Genomic DNA, 21254 nt, shown 5'->3' with positions numbered 1-21254 from the left:
GGAGTTCCACGAGCCGTGTCTTCCGTCACCGTCAGTGTTCCCGCGAAGGTCAATCTGCAGCTCGCGGTCGGTGGGGTGCGGCCGGACGGCTTCCACGAGCTGGTCAGTGTCTTCCACGCCGTGTCCCTGTACGACGAGGTCACCGTCACGCCCGCGGACCGGCTGAGCCTGGCCTGCGAGGGCGAGGGCATCGACGAGGTCCCGCTGGACCACAGCAACCTGGCCGCGCGCGCGGCGATCCTGCTCGCAGACCGGCTCGGCCGCGAGCCGAACGTGCGCATCCACATCCGCAAGGGCATCCCGGTCGCGGGCGGCATGGCGGGTGGCAGCGCGGACGCGGCGGCGACGCTGCTCGCGTGCGACACGCTGTGGCGCGGCGACACGCCTCGCGAGATGTTGCGCCGACTCGGCGCCGAGCTGGGCAGCGACGTGCCGTTCTCCGACCTGGGCGGTACCGCGATCGGCACCGGGCGCGGCGAGCGGCTGGCCTCGGTGCCGACCACCGCGCGCTTCCACTGGGTGTTCGCGCTGGCCGACGGCGGGCTCTCCACGCCGGCCGTGTACGGCGAGTGCGACCGCCTGCGCGAGGCGGCGGGCGAGGCGGTCGGGCGACCCGCGCCGCGCGAGGAGCTGATCGCCGCGCTGCGCGCGGGCGACGCGTACGCGCTGGGCGCCAACCTGGTCAACGACCTGCAACCGGCGGCGCTGTCGCTGCGGCCCGCGCTGGGCGCGACGCTGGCCGCGGGGATGGCCGCGGGCGCGGTCGGCTCGCTGGTGTCCGGGTCCGGGCCCACCTGTGCGTTCCTGGCGCCGGACCGGGAGACCGCGCATGTGGTGGCCGAGCAGCTGACCGGATCGGGCACCTGCCGGGCCGCGCGGGTCGCGTTCGGTGCGGTGCCCGGGGCCCGGGTGCTGCCGCGCCGAGTCGTTCCGGTGGAGCGCGAGAACACGGTGTAGCGCGGACCGTTAGAGTTGGTCGAATGCGAGCGTTGCGGTACGGCGGTTCGGTCTGATGGCGAACCTGGTCAATCTTGAGTCAGTCGGCAAGGCGTATGTCATGCGCACCCTGCTCGACGAGGTGTCCCTCGGCGTGGCCGAAGGCGACCGGATCGGCGTCGTGGGCCGCAACGGGGACGGCAAGACCACGCTGATCCGGGTGATGGCCCAGCGGGAGCCGGTCGATTCCGGCCGGGTCACCCACGTGGGCGGGCTCAGCCTGGGCATCCTGAGCCAGCAGGACGACCTGGATCCGGCGGCGACCGTGCGCCAGGAGATCGTCGGCGACCGCCCGGAACACGAGTGGGCGGGCGACGCCCGCATCCGCGACGTGCTGACCGGGCTGTTCGGCGGGCTGGGCATGCCCGGCTTCGAGAGCGGCATCGACTCGGTGATCGGCCCGCTGTCCGGCGGCGAGCGACGCCGGATCGCGCTGGCGAAGCTGCTGATCGAAGAGCACGACCTGATCATCCTGGACGAGCCGACCAACCACCTCGACGTCGAGGGCATCGCGTGGCTGGCCGGTCACCTCAAGACCCGGCGCTCCGCGCTGGTCGTGGTCACCCACGACCGCTGGTTCCTGGACGAGGTCTGCACCCGCACGTGGGACGTGCAGGGCGGCAAGGTGCACGACTACGAGGGCGGCTACTCGGCGTACGTGCTGGCCCGGGCCGAGCGCTCGCGGATCGCGAGCACCGAGGAGACCAAGCGGCAGAACCTGGTCCGCAAGGAGCTCGCGTGGCTGCGCCGCGGCGCCCCGGCCCGCACCTCCAAGCCCAAGTTCCGGATCGAGGCGGCGAACGAGCTGATCGCGGACGAGCCGCCGCCGCGCGACACCCTGGCGCTGCGCGGCTTCGCCAACGCGCGGCTGGGCAAGACCGTCTTCGAACTGCTCGACGTGCGGATCGAGGCGGGCCCCAAGACGCTGCTGGAGCACCTGACCTGGAACCTGGGTCCGGGCGACCGGATCGGCCTGGTCGGGGTCAACGGCGCGGGCAAGACCTCGCTGCTGCGCGCGCTCAAGGACGCGGCGTACGAGGAGAAGCAGCCGGCCGCCGGCAAGATCGTGGTCGGTCGTACCGTCAAGCTCGCCTACCTCTCCCAGGAGGTCGCCGAACTCCCGCCCACGCTGCGGGTCCTGGAGGCGGTGTCGCAGATCCGCGAGCGGGTCGAGATCGGCAAGGGCAAGGAGATGACGGCCGGTCAGCTGTGCGAGCAGTTCGGCTTCACCGGCGAGAAGCAGTGGACGCCGGTCTCCGACCTGTCCGGCGGCGAGCGGCGCAGGCTGCAACTGCTGCGGTTGTTGATGGACGAGCCGAACGTGCTGTTCATGGACGAACCGACCAACGACCTGGACATCGAGACGCTGACCCAGCTGGAGGACCTGCTGGACGGCTGGCCGGGTTCGTTGGTGATCGTCAGCCACGACCGGTACTTCATCGAGCGCACCACCGACACCGTGCTCGCGCTGCTGGGCGACCGCACGCTGCGGATGTTGCCGGGCGGCATCGAGGAATACCTCAAGCGTCGCCGGGATGCGGTCGAGGCGGGGGCAACCGCCGCGCCGACCCGGCGCGGTGGCGGCGACACCCGCGCGGCGAAGAAGGAACTCCAGCGGGTGGAGCGCCAGTTGTCCAAGCTGGCCGATCGGGAGAAGAAGGTGCACGACGGCCTGGCCGAGCACGCCACCGACTTCGACAAGGTCTCCGCGCTGGACGCCGAACTGCGGGCGATCCGGGACGAACGCGACGAGTTGGAGATGCGCTGGCTGGAGCTCGCCGAGGAGACCGAGTAGCCGGATCCCGGGCGGATCCTTCCGACAAAGGGTGCGCCGACGGTTCATCGAATCGGTATCCGGAGCGGGGGCGACGTGAGGGTTTCCCCGTACCCATGGGTCACATCCGCTATGTAGTCTGGGGAGACTGATACGGGTGTGCCGCGATGCGGCGCCTCGGAAAACGGGGCAACGTGCGGCGCGTTGGTGACTAGCTGCGTGGTGACGGGTGAGGTATCGGTTCCACGCACGGGGGAGTGTGGCAGATGCTCATCGCGGATATCGGGGACGGTGGGCCCACGGGGGTCTCCTCGTCGGACATGCAGGCGTTGTCCGTCGGGCTGGAATCGATGGTGCAGTTCCAAAAGGACGTCCAGCGCGCGCTGGACGACCTGGACGCATCCGCCGCGGCACCGCACAAGCTGGTCGACAACCGCGTCGAATTGGACGCCTCGGGCAACTTCGGTGAGGCGATCCAGCTGTGGTCGGCGTACGTCGGCGTGCGCCAGGAGCTGATCGATCTGTCGACGCAACTCAAGCGCCAGATCGAGGCGATGCAGATGACCGTCCAGTACGTGCGGGGCACGTACGAGGGCAACGAGGCGGAGTTCACCGCCAAGTACAAGGCTCTGCAAGAGGACTACGCGAACAACGCGCCGGCTCCCGCACCGCCGGCGAAGAAGCCCTGAGTGGCTCGAGATTCGACGTGACGGGAACTACGGGGACGGGGTGACGACATGCTGGATGCCGGCGGTGGCGGCGGCGGGTGGGGTAGTGGACCCACCAACTTCGAGGAGTACTCGCACGAAGCGCTGAAGGGCATGATCGACGGCGCACGGCCTGCCGAACTGACGGCGTCGGGAAAGGCGTTGCTCGATGCCAAGGAGACGTTGGAGACGCTGACGACGGCACTGGAGACGCGGATCAGCCGCCTCGAGTGGACCGGGAAGTCCGCGGAGAGCTTTCGTGAGTGGACCGGCAAGGTCATGGTCGCGACCCGCAAGTTCGCCGAGCACTCGGGCAAGGTCGGCACCGCGATGGACCACGCGGGCAGCGAGCTGAGCTTCGCGCTGCTGACCATGCCGGAGGTGCCCGCGAACGCCAAGATGATCGTGGACAGCAACGGCGAGAAGCGGCTGGTCTGCCAGCCGGGGGACACCCCGGACAAGAAGGCCATGGTGGCCTCGGCCAAGACCGAGTTGGAGAAGGCGCGGCAGGAGGCCATCCGTCGGATGGAGAGCCTGAGCAGCACCTACACGGTGGCCACCGAGACGCTGACCAAGGCACCTGCGATCGACTTCCCGCCACTGCCCGCGTTGCCGACGGTGTCGCACGGCGGCGGCGGTGGGACGTCCAACGGCCCTCGCCGGACCTCGAATTACTCGACGGTCAAGACGACCGTGGGCAAGGACGGCGGGACGCTGATCCCCGGCCACGGCCCTTCGGGCAACGGGGGCGACAACCTGATCGACGGGTCGAACGGTTCGGGCGGCGTCGGTTCGATCGGCGGCGGCATCGACGGCGGCGGGTACGTGCCGCCGAAGGACACCGGTCTGCTCGGCCAGGGGCCGTTCCAGAACGGCCCCGCGACCTTGCCCGATCCCGGTCCGACGGCCCCGGGCCCGATCGGCACCCCGCCCGGCGGCGCCAACCCGCAGGGACCGCCCAACGGTCTGCCGATGTTCCCCGGCGGCAAGACCGGCGGCTTCCCGCCCGGTGGCAAGACGGGTGGCTTCCCGCCCGGCAAGTCCGGCGGTTCGAAGGCGCAGTTGACCTCGAACCCGCCGGCCAACGGGCGCGGTCCGAACATGACCTCCCACGCCGAGGGCCTCACCGGCGGCCGGCCGACCGGGCGTGGTCCGACCGGCGGTGGCGCCGGCCACAACAACCCCGGCGGCGGCACCGGCCCGCGTGGGACCGGAGGCGGTCGGCGGTTCACCGGGCAGAGCGGCGGCGTGGTCGGCGGGACTCCGAGTGCCGCGGGCGCGGGCCAGTTCTCCTCCGGCGGCAGCGGCCTGGCCGGCCGGGGCGCGGCGGGCATGCGCGGCGGCGGTGGGACGGGCCCGGACGACGGGCGCGACCAGCGCAACCGGCGGCAGCGCGCGGACTACCTGCACGAGGAGGAGGAGACGTGGGTGGGCGACCGCACCACGGCTCCGCCGGTGGTCGACTGATCGGAATCCGTTGACCGCGGCCGACCTGGGCCTGGTGGTCGGGGTCGACTCGTCGGGGGCGGCTCATCGGGGTCGACCGGCCGGGTGAGCACGGTCGAACGGCGGTAATACGGCTGGGATTTCGGGTCGGCCCCATTCGCGATTGTCGCGAGTGGGGCCGATCCGTCGTATGTGGGGGCCGATTCCCCCGAGCCCGGGGGGAGTTCGGGCCGGCCGGGCACGCGACACGTGCCCACCTCGGGAGATGCGATGGAGCCGGGCACGGCGGGATGACGGCACGGGAACGGCCCGGGAAAGCCCCGACGATCACGCGGTGATCCTTTCCGGACACGGAAAAGGCGAAGTTGCGGGTGTTTGGGCAAAACCGCGACGGGGGCCGAGGGTGGGCCGTACGCTGAATCCCGAGTGCCGGTGGTTGCCTGCGCGGCTGTTGGTCCATCCGATGCGTCTGGGCCGCAAGTGACGTTGCAGGCTGTGGGGCCACCGGGGTCGTGGGGCAATTGGAGCAGTCGCGTACGACCGCCGGGGTGGGCGTGGTGCGATGGGGGACGCCTATCCGCACCGGCGTGTCGATGCCGCGTGTGGTCGGTGCACGATCCGATGCCGATCACGCTGCACCTGACCGAGGGGGGCTTGATGGGTCGGAGTTCTGCAGCGACGGATATTTCGGGAGCGGGTCTGCGGACCCTGGTCGTGGGGGCCGGGTCGGCGGGCAGCGCGTTGGCGCGAGATCTGTTGCGGACACCCGATTTCGGGTTGCGTCCGATCGGATTTCTCGACGACGACCCCGACAAGGACGGGATCCGGGTCGCCGACGTGGACAACCCGCAACATCTGCTTCCGGTTCTGGGCGGCCTGGCCGCCCTGACCGACGTGGCACTGGAGCATGGCATCGAGGTGGTCGTGCTGGCCATCCCGGGGCTTCCGCACGAGGAGTTTCGCAAAGTGGCCGCCGGGGCCGCCGCGATCGGCGCGGCCGTACGGTATCTGCCGTCCTTCCTGGTCGCGTTGCGACGCGACGTGGTCGGCAGCGACATGCGCATGCTCGACGTCAACCGGCTGATCGGCCGGCAGGAACTGCATGTGGTCTCGGCGTCGGTGCGTGAGGTGATCGCGGGCCGTCGGGTGTTGATCACCGGCGCGGGCGGCTCGATCGGCAGCGAGCTGTGCCGCCAGGTGTACGGCTTCGGGCCGAGCCGGATGTACATGCTCGATCACGACGAGTCCAACTTGCACCGTCTCCAACTGGACGTGTGGGGCGAGGCGTTGCTCGACGACGAGACGCTGGTCATCGCGGACATCCGGGATCGCCCGCGGATCGAGCAGCTCTTCCACGATCTCAAGCCGGAGGTGGTCTTCCACGCCGCCGCGCACAAACACCTGCCGCTGCTGGAGCGGCATCCGTGCGAGGCGGTCAAGTCCAACGTGCTGGGCACGGAGAACCTGGTGCGGGCCGCGCTCGACGTGGGCGTCGAGCGTTTCGTACTGATCTCCACGGACAAGGCGGCCGACCCGGTCTCGGTGCTCGGGGCGACCAAGCGGCTGGCCGAGTTGATCGTGCAGGCGAACACGCAGGCGCCCGGCGTCTTCGCGGGTGTCCGGTTCGGCAACGTGCTGGGCAGCCGGGGCTCACTGCTGTCCGTACTGGCCGAGCAGCTGCGCGCGGGCGGCCCGGTCACCGTCACCCACCCGGACGTCACCCGGTTCTTCATGACGATCGAGGAGGCCGTGGGACTGGTCCTGGAGGCCGGTCGGATGGCCCAGGGCGGCGAGATCTTCGTGCTCGACATGGGCGAGCCGGTGCGGATCGTGGACCTGGTGCACAAGTTCGCCGAGCAGGTGAACCTGCCGAACGTACCGATCCGCTTCACCGGCCTGCGGCCCGGCGAGAAGCTCAACGAGGCGCTGTTCTCGACCACGGAGGAACGCCTGCCCACCGAACACCGGCGGATCCAGGCGACCGTGCCGCCGGGCCAGGCACTGGACGCGGTGGTGCGGCTGCCGGAGCTGTACGACGCGGCGGCGGTCAACGACACGAAGGCGGTGCGGGCGCTGTTGTCCGAACTGCTGCCGGGCTACGTCACGCCCGAGCCGGCCGGGGCCGAGGTGTTGTCGGCGCCGTACCCGGACGACTTCTAGGCTAGAGGCGCTGTACTCGGACGACTTCCGGGGATCCTCGTGCGCCTGTGGGCGGTCTCCGTACACCGGTGGACGGTCTCGGCGCACGTCAAGACGATCTTCACAGACCTCGAGACGATCTCCGGACACCTCGAGACGATCTTCATTCACCTCGAGCCGATCTCCGTTCACCTCGTGGACGGTGATCACGTGACCGGTGGGGTGAAGGGCGCAGTACGGTGGCCATGAGGCCCCTGTGCTGCGAAAGGCGGATCCTCCATGATCGACCCCGAACTGAGGACGGCTCTGGACGCGATGCTCGGCGATCCGGAGCACTGGGTGCACGTGGGCACGGTGACCCCGACGGGGGAACCGCACGTGACGCCCGTGATGCTCGCGTACGACGACGAGTATCTCTACCTCAGCCTCACCGGCCGCACCAAGAAGGCGAATCTCGAGCACGACCCGCGCGTGTGCCTGTCGATGGCGCGGGACGGCGACATCGCGCACGTCATCGTGTGGGGCGAGGTCGCCATGCGCGAGGACGAGTGGGCCCAGGAGCGCTGGGAGTTCGCCATGCGTCACATCCTGGGCGAGGCGGGCCTGGCCCAACAGCGCCGCCCGCTCTCCCGCGAGGGCACGAGCCTGGGCGTGGTGACACCGAAACGCTGGCGGGTCTTCGGACTGGGCTTGGGCCCGGGGTCGTAGGGGGCTGCCGACCTGCCGGGCGTTCGGGGCGGGGGCGTCGCGCCGAGTCGGTCGAGGTGGTCGAGTCGGCCGACTCGGTCGAGTCAGCCGTGGAGGGCCTCGTCGGCTTCCCGGTGGATCTCGGCCTGGGCGAACAACACCGAGGCCACGTAGCACGGCAGGGCGATCAACGCGGCGACGAGCGCGACATCCTCGGCCCGAAACAAACTGGCGGCCACCCCGATCAGCGCGAGCCCGAACGGCAACCACCGCCGCCAGACCGCCAGTTCATACATGCGAGCCACCCGCGCGGCCCGGACGAGCACGCCTCCGCCGATGCCGGACACCAGAACAATCGCCAGCAACTCCACAGCAGTACAGAGCCTTTCCGGCTTCGGAGACGACATGGTCCCCCCAGCAAACCAGAAGTGACCGAATCCTGCGGTCCGTTCAGGCCGCGGATGCTGTCGGTCAACCTCGATCGAGGTCGTCGGCCCAGCCGGCTCGAAAGCAGCGAACCAGACCCGCCTGCCCCACACGAGTGATGTGCACCCGTTGTGCCCGCGACGCCCGTCGGCGGCCGTAACAGCGACGCGGACCCCCGAAGCGCGACCGGCTTGCGGAGCGTGCGCGGCCTGGGTGATAAGGAATGTGGGATGACGCGCGGCCCGGAATCCCGGCCGCGCGCATTGCGTTCAGCGCGGGCGGACTCCGTCGAGGAGCGCACGCCACGCGTCGGGGCGCACCGTGATCACCGGTCCGTCGGTGAGCTTGGAGTCTCGGACCCCGATGGGTCCAAGGTCGGCGACGGAAACGCAGTTCTCATTTCCGGAATGGCTGCTGACTGTCCAACGAACGAGCTTGTCGTCGTAGTCCATGCCTTCATCTCCGCTTCCCGGGCCCTCATGGCGATGAGTTCGATGGACTCGTCGACGCTCAGGGATGCCGCTTGCAGATGATCGTAGGCCAGGGAGTAGGCGGCGAGACAGGTCGGACGGGAAGTCCAGGAGCGGCCGGTGAGCCCCTCCAGATAGACGACGCGATCCTTCCCGAAGTCGTACCAGGTGAACGGTCCGGAGTTGAGCCCCGGATGGGCGCCCACATCGTCGGGAAGCACCTGGAGGCGCACGTCGGGCCGCCGCGAAAGGACGACCAGTATGTGGCCGAGTTGGTCGGCGAGGGTTTGCCGGCCGCCGACCGGATTGCGAAGCGCCGAATCGTGGACGATGAACCACAGCGACCGTCCTACGGGCGAGGACGCTCCGACGCGCCCGAGGCGTTCGATGCGGCGTTGCGTGCGTCGCAACACCTCGTCTTGCGACAGGGTGGGTGACCCGGCGCGGATGACGGCGAAGGCGTACTCGAACGTCTGCAACAGTCCAGGGAGCAGGGTCGGGAGATATTCCCGTACCGCCATGGCCGCCTGTTCCGCTTCAACAAGCCGCGCATAGTGCGCGTTTCCCGCCATCTCATCGGACTCGGTGCGCCACCAACCCGGCTGCTCCCGACCCTTGAGCTCACGGAAAGCCCGGCCCTCGCTCTCGGCCTGCTCGACGTCCACCATGTGCGCGGGGCGGACGAATCCGAGTCGATCGAGAGGCACGCCGAACATGGCCTCCAGCACACGCTCGTAGTCGGGCGTCGGCCAGGGAGGGTTCGCCGACTCCCAGCGCCGGATCTGTCGCACGCTTACGTCCAAACGCAGCCCCAGACTCGCCGCGCACTCCCGGAAAGCGGCCGAGAGATGCCGCTGCGCGAGCCATCCGTGCGCGTGTCGGGCGCGAACCAGCGCCGGATTGCCGGGTTTCGCCTGCATGACGTGCCACCCCCGAGGGCTGCATGGACCAATATCAGCCACGCTATCGACGGTATGGCCACAATTACGCCCGAATCATGATCTGCCCATCCCCGTCCTCAAGATGTCCGCCCCATGTCCGTGACCCGGCATGTCCTCGCCGGCGGGTGGGCAATGCCCGACGACGCCGCATACGGAGACGGCGTGCTATCCCGACGCCTCCGGGACCTTGAGAGCGAACCAGATTCGCTTGCCGCGCACGAGCGACTTGCAGCCGTGCGCCTGGGACAGCTCCTCCAGCAGTGGTACGCCTCGGCCGTGGTCGGCGAGACCACCCATCGGCAACCCGGTCCGTACCGGCAGGGCGCGGCTGCCGTCTTCGACGTCGACCACGATCCGTGCGCCGGGGCGGTCGTAGGACACTCGCACCCGGACCCGCGTCCGCGGGGCGTGCCGCACGGCGTTGGCGAACACCTCGGTGGTGAGCAACTCGCCCAGCCAGAGCAACTCTTCGTCCGCGATCCCGAGGCGAGTCAGTGCCGCCACGACGACCCCGCGCACGGCCGGGGCATACGGCGCGTCCGCCGTACACGTCAGCGAGGCGATCGGCACGCAGCCCTTGAGGATGGATGTGGACATGCGCGTCTCCAATGGGATCGATGCATGTCGCTTCGCGCAGAGTGGATAAGGCTCCACACAGCGTGAGCGGCTTTCGGCGGACGATAGTGCGCGCGCACATGTGCCCGCCAGGTTGCGTAGCTCGATCAGGTGGAACTTTCGTAACCGGACAAATGGAAGCGGACGTCCGGCGTACCCTGCCGCAGGATTCGAGCCCATCGGATTGATCAGTGGGGGTGGTTCGGGATGGCTTTGACGCCTACCTACGCACGTCGGAGACTCGGCGCCGAGCTCCGGCGGCTGCGAGTTCGCGCGGCCTTGACCGGCGAGTCGGTCGCGGAGACATGCGGCTGGAGCCACACCAAGGTCGTCCGGATCGAGACGGCCAAGGTCTCCTTGTCGCGCCACGACCTCAGCCGGTTGTGCGGACTGTACGAGGCAACCGAGGATGAGGCGGCACGTTTGGAGGGCTGGCGCGAGGACACTCGCGGCTCGCGCTGGTGGTTGGAGTACGAATCGATCCTCAGTGCCCGACTTCAGGAGTACATCTCGCTGGAGGCTCAGGCATCCTCCATTCACGCCGCAGGGTCGAGCGTGATGCCCGGATTGCTTCAGTCGAGAGGCTATGCACAGGCGCTGTTCGACACCGCCCCGTTGGTGCCCGATCCCGATGAAGCCGACGTCCTTCTCGAAGTGCGGATGCGCCGCCAGAAACTACTGGCGGGAGATGTGACAGTCTCCGTAACGATTGCCGCGGCACTGCTCTACGTGTACACCGGTGGGCGGGAGGTCTTGCGCGGGCAACTCGAACACCTGCTGAAGATCGGTAAGTTGCCGAACGTCGAACTTCACGTCGTTCCGTTCGAGTCCGCGTCTCGACCGATCGAAGGAGGGATCACACTCTTCGACTTCGCAAGCGCTCACGAACCGAGCGTTGCCGTATCGGAGCACCAAGGCGGTCTCGTGATTCGTGACGGCGACATCGAAGTCAGACGCTTCCGTCGCATTCTCGACCACCTGAAGATGCATGCCTTGTCGGCGGAGGCCACCGAGAGCTTGATCCGCCGACGACTGGAGGAACTGTGAGCAACGAGATCACCGGACCCTGGCGGACTTCGTCCCACTCGGCCGCCAGTAACGAGAACTCATGTGTGGAGGTGGCCCCGGCGCCCCTGGCCACCGCCGTACGGGACACCAAGTGCCGTGAGCGCGGCCATTTCTGCGTCCCCGCGGCGTCCTGGGAGATGCTCGTGCGAACCCTCAAGGGTGCGCGCGGCCGCTGAGCAGCGCACTTCGCTCGCAGCCGGGTCGTGGTCAGAACGGCGGTGCCAGTGTGCCGCCGTAGCGCGGTTTGCAGGTCGTGCACGGGATCGGGCGGCCCTCGTGGTCCTCGCCGCGCCAACCGCCCTTGCAGTCGCAAGGGGGTGGTGCCGCCGAGGTGGGTGTCGGGTCTCCGCCCAGGGATCGGCGGAAGGTCTCGCGCATCGTGGCGTGTATCGCGATCGCCTCGTCGAGGCGGTACAGCAGGACGGCCAGTGGTGAGCGGATTCCGGGGCCGGTGAGTGGTCCGCGGGTGCGGATGGTGTCGGCGAGATCGTGGATCAGGACGTCCCGGTCGGTGCGTTGGGCGAGCTTGAGCGCGACGCGGTGCAGGCCGGGCATCAGGAATTCGTGCGACTCGGGCGGGAGTTGTTCGACCAGGGCCTTCGCCGCTCGGAACGACGCGTTGTCCGGCGGGCTCCCGCGGGAGGGAGTGGGGGGAGACCCCGTTCCTTCCTCGATAGAGGTAACCACAGGGAGCGGCTCATCCGGGTGAACCGTTGAGGCGCCGTGGTGAGCGCTTGAGCGCCTGTGGGTGGTGTCGGGTGAAGGGCTCAACGGCTCATCTCCGTGGGCAGTTGAGTCGACGCTCAACGGTCCGTCCGGATGATCCGTTGAGGGAATAAGCAGGGCGTACTCGCTGAGCGACGAGTTGCCGTTCCCGAGCCGATGGCCGCGGTGGACCTGTAGCAGGAGCCCGCGTCGCTGCAACGTGTCGAGGGCGCGACGAACAGTGGAGAGATGGAAGCCACCGTCGTCGGCGAGTATGGCGTGCGTGACGCGGATGCCGGTGCCGTCGGACTTCGCGTAGGAAGCGAGCAACAGCGCGAACAACAGCAGCGTGCGCTTGACCTCCGGATCACGGCGCACGGTACCCAGCCACACGGCGCGACGCGCATTCGGGGGAATCCTGGCCGGATCGGTGGTCGAAGAGGGGTAGTTCAGGCATGCTTGTGGCTGAGGATGCGCCGGGAGCACGGCGTTGCCTTTCGGTTGGTCCGCTGCGTTGTACAGCGGGTTGACTAGCGGCGATCACCTTCTGAGGGGTGATCGCCGCTTTCCGTAGTCGAACCGTAACGGCCGCTTAATCGCCGATGCCCAACTTTCACCCGATCGAGCGACCAACCATTTTTTGACACCCCGTCACCGGCAAGACCGACGAACACGCACGAGCTAACGCGCCCTCCTCAGAGAACCGCATTCCCAAGGCGTCGAGTACGAGCGTTCAGCCGTTCATCACCGCAGGCCAAGCGAGCCTGTGCTCGACACCGTGACAGCGCGTCAGGCCAGGGTGCCGATTGCCGGGCTCGGCTCAAGGCGACGGGCACCTGCACCCTGGGCCGCGCATAGGGGCCCGTAGCGTGGCGCGGCTGACCATGAACGGACTGCGGCCAAGTTCGGCGGCGATCGTCCGGACTGCGGTGCCGTCCCTGAATCAACCCAAATGTGGAGGAGTTCGGCCTCCGACAGGTACCAGGAGGCCGAAGGCGCCCGCGGATCACACGCAAACGCCCTCGGCTGCTTCTTGCGACCGTCCGGCCGTCCAAGAAGCCATCTCCGGGCGGTCCGCTCCTTGATGGCGACGCGTTGACTCAGTTCGCGGATGGCGGCACCGTTCGCAACGGCGGGCCGCTGCCATGGACGGCGTGACTCCAACTCCCTCCAGCGACATCCTGTTTCTGGACGAGATGAACTCCAAAAATGCTCAACCTCTGAGCCTTGGGCGAGCCGTCGGTGTACTGCGAGGGCCACCGCGCAAGCTGTGAACGAGCATGGTGGCCTTGTCGCAGGATCAGCTGTAGACGAACCTGAATCCCCCGGCGTCGCTTCCTTCTTGATATCCCATGGCTTGGATCCGGCGAGAATTAGGAGGACGCTGGCTGAAAGCCATCAGAGGGTCGTCGATTTCGTTCACCTGCAATTCAGTCGGTGCTCGAAAAGAGACGCTTCGGTCGGCCAGCAACTCCCATGCGCGGTAGAGGAGGCTCAAAGTTGGGAGAACTTCACGCTGATCGTCGGTTGACTTCATCGCGACCAGAGCGGCGATGAGTCCTCTCTGCAGCGCTTGGGAATCTCGATTGCGGACAGCGAGCGAAGCCATTCGGGCAGCGTAGGTATCGAGAACCCCCCATCTCCCTTTCTCTTTTCCGAGTTCAATCGCATAGATCAGATCTTTGCTGTTCCCGACGAGATCGATGAAGGAACCGATAAGTCGATCCTTCTTGCTTTCCAGTGGACTGTCCCCGTAGTCGCGACTTTCGCGCGACTCCAAAGCCGAAAGTTGGGCGTTCGTTGGATCCATCGGTGATCTCTTTTCTAACGTTGTGGGGGCCTGAGGTAATTTCCGTCCCAAGTGTACCCCGCCTCGGTCAGCATTCTCACTTCTCGCGCAGTGACCGTTTCCCGTCCTCTTTCGGGCCGCCATAGGTTTTCGTGTGTGAGAGGTGACCCCAAATACACGTCTTGACGTCTGGCGATAATATCTTGAATCCATTGATCATTCAGTTCGATCGTCCAATTCGGATTATTAAGTACGTTATGATTCTCCCAGTCCTCCGCGGCAGCAGTGTCATCTCTACGTCCGATTACTGCGCAATTCTCGAGTCCTAGCGGGTCGAAATCGACCAGCGGATTGGTAGCGTATCCTCGTTCGTGTGGCGAAGGACCCAAGCCCAAGGGGTCAGGCGATAGATAGCTTGCTAAATGGTAGTTGTAGATGCGGAAATAGTTATAGTTCGCCTCGATTTCCGGGTCGAAGTATTGGCCCGGGAATCGCAGAGGGCACTGAACCTTCGGTTCGGCTTCGGCGAAGTATTCGCCCCATAGACTTGCTTGCCTTCGCAGTGCGATGTTTCCATCGTGAGTGACAAGTTCCGTCGGCGCACCGACGGAATCCGTTCGAATCCCGTAGGTCGTGCGGGCACGACCCTTCCTTTCGATGGTCTGAGTAACGGGGGTACCAGTGCTTGCCTGATACTCCCAGGTGAGGATCAAATCCATACTGCTCTGCGCGACGAGTCGACTCATGTCCCAGTCGAACTTGACCCTTTGTAGAACGCTGGAATCCTCCGCCAGTTCGTTTTTTTCCGTACGCCGCGATAGGCCGTCGTATAAATAGATCCATCGCCGATTTTCGGGTGTCAATATTCCGACGAGCCGGTCGTCGGGATCCCACTCGTAGATCCACCTTTTGATCTTCCCGGACAACGTCCTGCGCGATTGGCGGACCATCCGGCCTTGAGCGTCGTAGTAGTAGGTCGTACGGCCGGCGCGACGGACGAGCGTTCCGGTTATTTCGCGTCTTCCCTGGGTTTCGTTCTCCAGAGCTGGCCATGTAGCCTCCGTCTGATTTCCCGAGACGTCGTAGGCGTAGCTCTCCCTCCAGTGGTGCCCGCGAACCGCTGTGACGCGCCCAAAGCTATCCAGGTCGTAGTCTTTGGAGCCGGTCACACTGTCATGGATTGCGAGTATGAAGCCGTCTGCCCGGTAGGAGTAAGATCGACTTTCACCGTCCACGAATGCCGAGCTCGGATCGAGAATCGCAGCAAGCGGGCTGACTATTCTGTTAATCTCGATCGACTGCTCGATTATTCGATCGATGCGATCCCACTTCTGACTGAATGAAACGTTGCCAAACTTTCGTGACGTCTCTCGTCCCATGGAATCGAATTCGAATTCGATAACGAGATCGTCGGTGCTTAGCTTGGTTGGTTGGTCGGCGGGATCGTAAATCCATTTGCTGACATGACCGGAGGGGGTTTGCCGGCGTATTCGACGCCCCAATGCATCGTAGGCGCTGGTTAGGGTGCGGCCGTTGGCGGTTTCGCAGGTAACACGCCCTAAAGCATCGCGTGTCAACTCCAGATCCACATCGGGGCTAGTGATCCGAATTGGCCGCCCGATGGCGTCATAGCAATAGGTGGTTTCGCTCCCTGGCGCAACATGGCGCTGGGCGATGACTCGCCCCAAGGCATCGCGAACGTATGTGACCACTTCTCCGGCGCCGTTGATGCGCTGGGTCAGTCGACCGGCCGCATCGTGGCGATAGGTAAGTTCGCGTCCGTTGAAGTCGGTCTCGGCGATCGGCCGGCCGGCCTGGTCGTATTCGTATTGCCAGGTCAGGCCCATGGGGTTGGTGACCTTGGTGAGGCGGAGTTCGGGGTCGTAGGTGAACTCCAGCCTGGCGCCGTCGGGGCCGGTTTGGGCGGCCGGGAGGTCGAAGTGGGTTGATTCGTAACTGGTGGTGTAGCCGGCCGGGTTCACGTGGTGGCGGAGGTTGCCTTCGGCGTCCCAGGTCCAGGATTCGTGGGTGCCGTCGGGGCGTTGGCGCCAGGCGGGCTTGCCTTCCACGGTCCAGGCGGTTTTGGTGGTGCTGCCCATCGGGTCGGTCAGGGTTGTGGCTCGGCCGAAGGCGTTGCGGGTGAGGCTTGTGGTGGCGCCGAGGGGGTCGGTTACCGACACCAGGAGGCCGGCGGTATCCGAGGTGACCTCGGTGGTGTGGCCCAGGGCGTTGGTGGTGGCCGTCAGGTGGCCGGCCGGGTCGTAGGCGTAGGACGTGACGGCGCCGAGTTCGTCGGTGGCGGTGAGGAGGTTGGCGCGCTCGTCGTAGGTGTAGCGGCGCCGGCCGCCGTCCAGGCCGGTGACGAGGGTGGGGCGGCAGAGCAGCGGGTCGAAGTCGGCGACGGTGAAGGTGCCGTTGGGGAGGACGATGCCGACTGTGTTGCCCAGGGCGTCGTACGAGTACCGCGTGGTGTGGCCGAGTTCGTCGGTGACGGCCACTCGACGGTTGTAGGAGTCCCATTCCGTGGACCGGGTGCCGCCGAGGGGGTCGGTCTCGCGGACGACCTGGGACCAGTCGTTGTATTCGTATTCGCGGACCGCGCCGAGGGCGTCGGTCATCCGGGTTGTTCGGGCCGCGTCGTCGTACTCGAACGAGTTGTCCATAACGCCGTCGATGCCGGAGCCGCGTACGCAGCGACCCGCCTCGTCGTATTCGTACTGGTACCAGGTCCCGTTGCGGTCGGTCCAGGACGTCATGCGGTGGTGGTCGTCGTAGGTGAAGCGGAGTGGGCGGCCGGAGGAGTTGACGACCTCCGACAGGTCGCCGGACTCGCCGTAGGCGAAGGTGACCAGGGGGATCGAGGCCGTCGGGTTGTCGGATCTCATGTGGGTGACGGGGTCCGCGCCCAGCAACCGAAACCCCGTGATCAGCCCGCCCGCCGTGTCCACCGCGACCCGATACCCACCCGAGTGGGTGACCTCGCACGGCACGCCCGCGTCGTCGTACAGATAGTCGATCCGACTCCCGTTGCGATCGACCAGGGAGCGCACCGGTATTCGCCGCGAGAGCACCTCCGGCAGCGCCGCGAACGACCAACTCCGCCCCCGCTGCGGATCGGTCACCGTGAACGTCCCGTTCGGCGCCCCGTCCCAGACCAACGGCCACCGATAGCCGCCCATCGGCATGACCGGCTCGCCCGGCCGAGGCACCGGATACCGCAGCACCATCCCGTCGGCGGCCGTGAACGTGACCCGGTCCGCGCCCAGTTGCAGGTACTGGTCGAACGTCGACGCCCACCGCTCGCCGAACCACCGCCCGCCGCCGAACGCCGTCCGGTGATGCCGCTCCAAGACCAACGGCAGTGCCCCCGCGAGCGTCACATCGGTCTGCGGCAGCACCATCTCGCCGGTGACCACGTCGATCGGCTCGCCCTCGCGCGTACACGCATCCGCACCGCGGCAGCGCGGGTTGTCCCGCTTGGCGATGGCCTTCTCGGCCTGCTCGGCGGGCGTCAACGCCTTGTTGCCGCCGCGCGTCGCCAGCGTCAACGCCAGGTCGGGGGCGAGGTGGCCGAGGAAGCGCGCCGGGTTCTTCTTGAAGTCCTCCCACGAGGTGACGACGGTGTCCTGCGCGAACCCGATCGGGTCTCGGGCGATGCCGAGCATGCCTCCTGCGATGCCCTTCAGGTCCGTGGCGTAGGCGATCGGGTCCACGAAGATCCGGCCCGGGTCGAGCGTCCACGCGAAGCTCGCGAGTTCGAAGACCCCGGCACCGGCGCCCTTGACGAAGTCGATGCCCGCATTGCTGAGCGTCTTCCGGATGTCCGGGTCCAGGTCCAGCACACCGACCGACTTCCGCAGCTCCAACATCGCGTGCGCGTCGGCCTTTTCCACCCGCTCCCGGACCCGCCGCAACTGCTCCTGCGCCTCGCGCAACAGGTCGGCGCCCGGGTTTCCCTCGGGCTTGTGCGGTAGTTGCGGCAGGCACTCCTTGCCGACGCCGTTGGCCTTCTGTACGTCCTGGTTGCGCTTGGCGAGGTCGTACGACTCCTGCTCCCTCGCCTGCGCCTCGATCAGCCAGAACGCCTGCTTGGCCTTGGGGATGATCTCGTTGGCGCACTCGCCCTGGGCGAATCGCAGCACCTCGGCGAACTCGCGCAGCTTCTTGGCGACGCTCGGGTATTCCTTGCCGTGCAGCTTCAGGACGTCGGTGACCAGCTTCAGATCCTTGCGGAACCCGTCGGCGGCATCGCCCCGCCAGAGGTCCTTGCCGTCGACCTTGCCCAGCCGGTCCTCGGCCTCCAGCGCCTGGACCGAGAACCGGGTGAACACGTCCGCGACGGTGTGCAGTACTTCCCAGTCACCCGGTATCAGCCCCCGAGGCTGCGAATCGGGCGTGAGTGGTTCACCTGACACCAACACCGTGCAACCCCCGTCAGTCGGTCGATCCATCAGCCGGTCGGTCGGTCCGAGCAGTTCTTCAGCCGTCAGCCGTCAGCCGTCAGCCGTCAGTTCGTCAATCCGTCGTGCTCATGTCGTCGCCCGCGTGGATCGAGGCCGCGCCACCCGGCGTGAAGAACCTGGCCTCGGCGTCCCGTTCCGCCGCCTCGTACTGCTGTGCGGCCATCTCCAGCGAGATCGCGATGCTCTCGCCGAGGCTGACCAGCGCGGCCATTGCCTGGGCGGACTTGAGTACGATCTCGCCGGCCTGGTACGGCGAGGTGTAGTGCTTTTGCAGCGCCGCCAGTTGCCCCTGCAACGGCTGCTGCTTCTGGGCGATTTCCCGGGCGATCAGCAGCGCGTCGATCAATTCGGTACTCGCCCCGCGCACGAACGCGCTGTCGACCTTGAATCCGTCGTCACCCACCCGTGGCCTCCGTCTCCGGCTCGCCGTTCCACAGACTCGCCCGCAGCCGCACCGGTTGCGGGCCGGCCAGGTCCACCGCGATGTCGTAGCCCGCAGGCAGCAGCCGCACCAGGTCCCCGCCCTCCGTGGCGAACCAGTCGCACGCCCCGCCGACGAACAGCGCCAACTGCTCCTCGGAGGTGAAGACCGGTACGACCCCGCCACCGGGCGGCCCGATCGCGGCAAAGCCCACCTGCTCCAACCGCTCGCAGTACAACCGGGCCGCGAGCAACGCGGCCAGCAACGCGGGCGGATCGCCGTCCCCCGCGAGCAACCGGGCAATCTCCCGCTCCAGCGGCGAAGCAGCGCCGGCGCCTGACGCGCCCAACCCACCCGACGCCTCCGGCCCGCCCGATCCGCCCGACCGGTCCGACGTACCCAACCCGCCCGGCCCACGCGAAGCCTCCGGCCCGCCCGAAGCGCCCCCGCCCCCCGGTTCGATCATGTGTGCGCCCCCGCCCCTCGACCGAGCGTCACCCTAGCGAATGCGTTCACATCCGCGTCACCGATCGGTTGCCCACAGCTACCCGTTCCCGGGCGAACCGCACCGCAGGCTGCTACTAGGCTGGCCGAGCAGACCAGCGTGCCCCTTGATCAAGGAGAAACTCGTGCCGTCCATCGACGTCATCCACGCCCGGGAGATCCTGGACTCCCGAGGGAACCCCACGGTTGAGGTCGAGGTCGTCCTCGACGACGGCAGCTCGGGCCGTGCCGCCGTACCGTCCGGCGCTTCCACCGGTGCCTTCGAGGCCGTCGAACTGCGGGACGGCGACGAGGCCCGGTACGGCGGCAAGGGTGTGCAGAAGGCCGTCGACGCGGTCAACGAGCGCATCTACGAGGAGATCGCCGGCACCGAGGCCGACGACCAGCGGCTGATCGACCAGGCGATGATCGACCTGGACGGCACCGAGAACAAGGCCGAGCTCGGCGCCAACGCGATCCTGGGCGTCTCGCTCGCCGTCGCGCACGCCGCCGCCGAATCGGTGAACCTGCCGCTGTTCCGCTACCTCGGCGGCCCGAACGCGCACGTGCTCCCGGTGCCGATGATGAACATCCTCAACGGTGGTGCGCACGCCGACACCAACGTGGACATCCAGGAGTTCATGATCGCGCCGATCGGCGCGGAGACCTTCGCCGAGGCGGTGCGCTGGGGCACCGAGGTCTACCACTGCCTCAAGTCCGTGCTCAAGGCCCGCGGCCTGGCCACCAGCGTCGGCGACGAGGGCGGCTTCGCGCCGAACCTGGAGAGCAACCGCGCCGCGCTCGACCTGATCGTCGAGGCGATCGAGATGGCCGGCTACACCCCGGGTTCGGACATCGCGCTGGCCCTGGACGTGGCCGCGAGCGAGTTCCACTCGGACGGCGCGTACGTGTTCGAGGGCGCCAAGAAGACCTCCGCCGAGATGTCGGCGTACTACGCCGAGCTGGTCCAGGCGTACCCGCTGGTGTCGATCGAGGACCCGCTGGACGAGAGCGACTGGGAGGGCTGGGTCGCGCTGACCGCGCAGCTCGGCGACAAGGTCCAGCTGGTCGGCGACGACCTGTTCGTGACCAACCCGGAGCGGCTCGCGCGCGGCATCGAGGAGAAGGCGGGCAACGCGCTCCTGGTGAAGGTCAACCAGATCGGCACCCTGACCGAGACCCTGGACGCCGTGTCGCTCGCCCACCGCAACGGCTACCGGTGCATGATGAGTCACCGGTCCGGCGAGACCGAGGACACCACGATCGCGGACCTCGCGGTGGCCACGGACTGCGGCCAGATCAAGACGGGCGCCCCGGCGCGTTCGGAGCGGGTGGCGAAGTACAACCAGCTGCTGCGCATCGAGGAGATCCTCGACGACGCGGCGGAGTACGCCGGCCGTGGCGCGTTCCCGCGCTTCGACGGCTGACACCGGGTCGAGCGGAACATCGCCGGCGCCGAATCGACGGAACGGCGGGAGGACGCGTGAGCGAGCAGCGCGAGGGCGGCCGCAGGACGACCGCTCCGATCGGGGCCGCCCGCGCGTCCCGGGCCGTCGCACCGCCGCGTCAGGCGCGCGGTGACCGTCCGGCACGCGGAGAGCGTCCGGCGGCACCGGCCAAGCCGAAGGTCGTCGCCGCGGTCGGGTCCATCAAGGACTCGGCCGCGGCGGCGCGCCTGGGTCGGCTGCGCCGGCGCGGCGGTGGCAAGTGGATCGTGCTGACCCTGGTGGTGCTGAGCCTGGCCGTCGCGCTGGTGTACCCGCTGCGGCAATACCTGGACCAGCGGGCCGAGGTGGACGACCTGCGCGAGAGCACCCGCAAGCAGCAGGCCGAGACCGAACGCATGCGGTCCGACCTGGAGCGCTGGAACGACCCGGCGTACGTACGCCAACAGGCGCGCGAGCGGCTGCACTTCGTCTACCCGGGGGACACCGCCTACCTGGTGGTGCCGCAGCCGGGCGATCCGGGCAACCCGGCGCCGCCCACGCCCGCCCGGGCCGGTTCGCCGCCGTGGTACCGCAACCTGTGGGACTCCACGCGCGACGCGGACGGGGCCGGCATGCCGACCGCGAGCGCGACGCCCACACCCACCAGGACGCCGGCCGCCTCGATCGGGTAGCCCGC

The 21254-nt window shown here is 67.8% G+C and carries 18 protein-coding genes and 1 pseudogene; 10 read left to right on the top strand and 9 right to left on the bottom strand.

Features of this window, described 5'->3' with window-relative positions; all coding sequences use genetic code 11:
* The first annotated feature begins 15 nt into the window (after positions 1–15).
* From ACZOOI_RS11590 to ACZOOI_RS11565, 6 genes are all read left to right on the top strand, one after another.
* Positions 16–957, top strand: a complete 942-nt coding sequence (locus ACZOOI_RS11590) for a 4-(cytidine 5'-diphospho)-2-C-methyl-D-erythritol kinase (RefSeq protein WP_465280572.1) — start codon at positions 16–18, stop codon at positions 955–957.
* A 52-nt stretch (positions 958–1009) separates the two neighbouring features.
* Positions 1010–2791 carry an ABC-F family ATP-binding cassette domain-containing protein gene (locus ACZOOI_RS11585; protein ID WP_465281169.1) on the top strand — a complete coding sequence of 594 codons (1782 nt, stop codon included), beginning with the start codon at positions 1010–1012 and terminating at the stop codon, positions 2789–2791.
* Positions 2792–3036: 245 nt separating this feature from the next.
* The gene (locus tag ACZOOI_RS11580; protein ID WP_465280571.1) at positions 3037–3459 is read left to right on the top strand and encodes a hypothetical protein; all 423 of its coding nucleotides are present in this window, start codon (positions 3037–3039) and stop codon (positions 3457–3459) included.
* A gap of 48 nt (positions 3460–3507) precedes the next feature.
* Complete coding sequence (locus ACZOOI_RS11575; protein ID WP_465280570.1) at positions 3508–4944, top strand: WXG100 family type VII secretion target; 1437 nt, start codon at positions 3508–3510, stop codon at positions 4942–4944.
* A 600-nt stretch (positions 4945–5544) separates the two neighbouring features.
* Entirely contained in the window at positions 5545–7083 is a 1539-nt protein-coding gene (locus ACZOOI_RS11570; protein WP_465280569.1) for a polysaccharide biosynthesis protein, read from the top strand.
* A gap of 258 nt (positions 7084–7341) precedes the next feature.
* Complete coding sequence (locus ACZOOI_RS11565; RefSeq protein WP_391585511.1) at positions 7342–7770, top strand: pyridoxamine 5'-phosphate oxidase family protein; 429 nt, start codon at positions 7342–7344, stop codon at positions 7768–7770.
* An 83-nt stretch (positions 7771–7853) separates the two neighbouring features.
* Here the strand turns inward: ACZOOI_RS11565 and ACZOOI_RS11560 are convergent, their stop codons facing one another.
* The 4 genes and pseudogenes from ACZOOI_RS11560 to ACZOOI_RS11545 form a co-directional block, all read right to left on the bottom strand.
* Entirely contained in the window at positions 7854–8120 is a 267-nt protein-coding gene (locus tag ACZOOI_RS11560) for a hypothetical protein (RefSeq protein WP_465280568.1), read from the bottom strand.
* A gap of 324 nt (positions 8121–8444) precedes the next feature.
* The gene (locus ACZOOI_RS11555; protein ID WP_465280567.1) at positions 8445–8627 is read right to left on the bottom strand and encodes a DUF397 domain-containing protein; all 183 of its coding nucleotides are present in this window, start codon (positions 8625–8627) and stop codon (positions 8445–8447) included.
* Positions 8628–8668: 41 nt separating this feature from the next.
* Positions 8669–9217, bottom strand: a pseudogene (locus ACZOOI_RS11550) (DUF5753 domain-containing protein); the annotation flags it as partial.
* Between the two features lie 534 nt (positions 9218–9751).
* The gene (locus ACZOOI_RS11545; protein ID WP_465280566.1) at positions 9752–10183 is read right to left on the bottom strand and encodes an ATP-binding protein; all 432 of its coding nucleotides are present in this window, start codon (positions 10181–10183) and stop codon (positions 9752–9754) included.
* A gap of 225 nt (positions 10184–10408) precedes the next feature.
* Between ACZOOI_RS11545 and ACZOOI_RS11540 the strand changes: the two genes are divergently transcribed.
* Complete coding sequence (locus ACZOOI_RS11540) at positions 10409–11248, top strand: helix-turn-helix domain-containing protein (RefSeq protein WP_465280565.1); 840 nt, start codon at positions 10409–10411, stop codon at positions 11246–11248.
* The gene (locus ACZOOI_RS11535) at positions 11245–11445 is read left to right on the top strand and encodes a DUF397 domain-containing protein (protein WP_465280564.1); all 201 of its coding nucleotides are present in this window, start codon (positions 11245–11247) and stop codon (positions 11443–11445) included. The genes ACZOOI_RS11540 and ACZOOI_RS11535 overlap by 4 nt, the downstream gene beginning before the upstream one ends.
* 31 nt (positions 11446–11476) lie before the next feature.
* On the opposite strand, the gene ACZOOI_RS11530 is transcribed toward ACZOOI_RS11535, so the two are convergent.
* The 5 genes from ACZOOI_RS11530 to ACZOOI_RS11510 all read right to left on the bottom strand — a co-directional run bounded on the left by ACZOOI_RS11530 (position 11477) and on the right by ACZOOI_RS11510 (position 18996).
* Positions 11477–11956, bottom strand: a complete 480-nt coding sequence (locus tag ACZOOI_RS11530; RefSeq protein ID WP_465280563.1) for a hypothetical protein — start codon at positions 11954–11956, stop codon at positions 11477–11479.
* A gap of 1318 nt (positions 11957–13274) precedes the next feature.
* Positions 13275–13784 (bottom strand): hypothetical protein, encoded by a 510-nt coding sequence (locus ACZOOI_RS11525; RefSeq protein ID WP_465280562.1) that lies wholly within the window; start codon positions 13782–13784, stop codon positions 13275–13277.
* Positions 13785–13798: 14 nt separating this feature from the next.
* On the bottom strand, positions 13799–18214 hold the full coding sequence (locus ACZOOI_RS11520) for a DUF6531 domain-containing protein (protein WP_465280561.1): 4416 nt from the start codon (positions 18212–18214) through the stop codon (positions 13799–13801).
* 64 nt (positions 18215–18278) lie between these two features.
* Positions 18279–18629: a hypothetical protein gene (locus ACZOOI_RS11515; RefSeq protein ID WP_391585500.1), complete on the bottom strand. Its 351-nt coding sequence runs from the start codon at positions 18627–18629 to the stop codon at positions 18279–18281.
* Entirely contained in the window at positions 18622–18996 is a 375-nt protein-coding gene (locus tag ACZOOI_RS11510; RefSeq protein WP_391585499.1) for an SseB family protein, read from the bottom strand. The genes ACZOOI_RS11515 and ACZOOI_RS11510 overlap by 8 nt, the downstream gene beginning before the upstream one ends.
* A 280-nt stretch (positions 18997–19276) precedes the next feature.
* Between ACZOOI_RS11510 and eno the strand changes: the two genes are divergently transcribed.
* Both eno and ACZOOI_RS11500 read left to right on the top strand, forming a co-directional pair.
* On the top strand, positions 19277–20557 hold the full coding sequence (gene eno / locus ACZOOI_RS11505) for a phosphopyruvate hydratase (RefSeq protein WP_391585498.1): 1281 nt from the start codon (positions 19277–19279) through the stop codon (positions 20555–20557).
* 56 nt (positions 20558–20613) lie between these two features.
* Entirely contained in the window at positions 20614–21249 is a 636-nt protein-coding gene (locus tag ACZOOI_RS11500) for an FtsB family cell division protein (protein ID WP_465280560.1), read from the top strand.
* The last annotated feature ends 5 nt before the right edge of the window (positions 21250–21254 follow it).

The organism is Embleya sp. L77, assembly GCF_055557415.1.
This window is presented reverse-complemented; position numbering and strand designations above follow the sequence as displayed.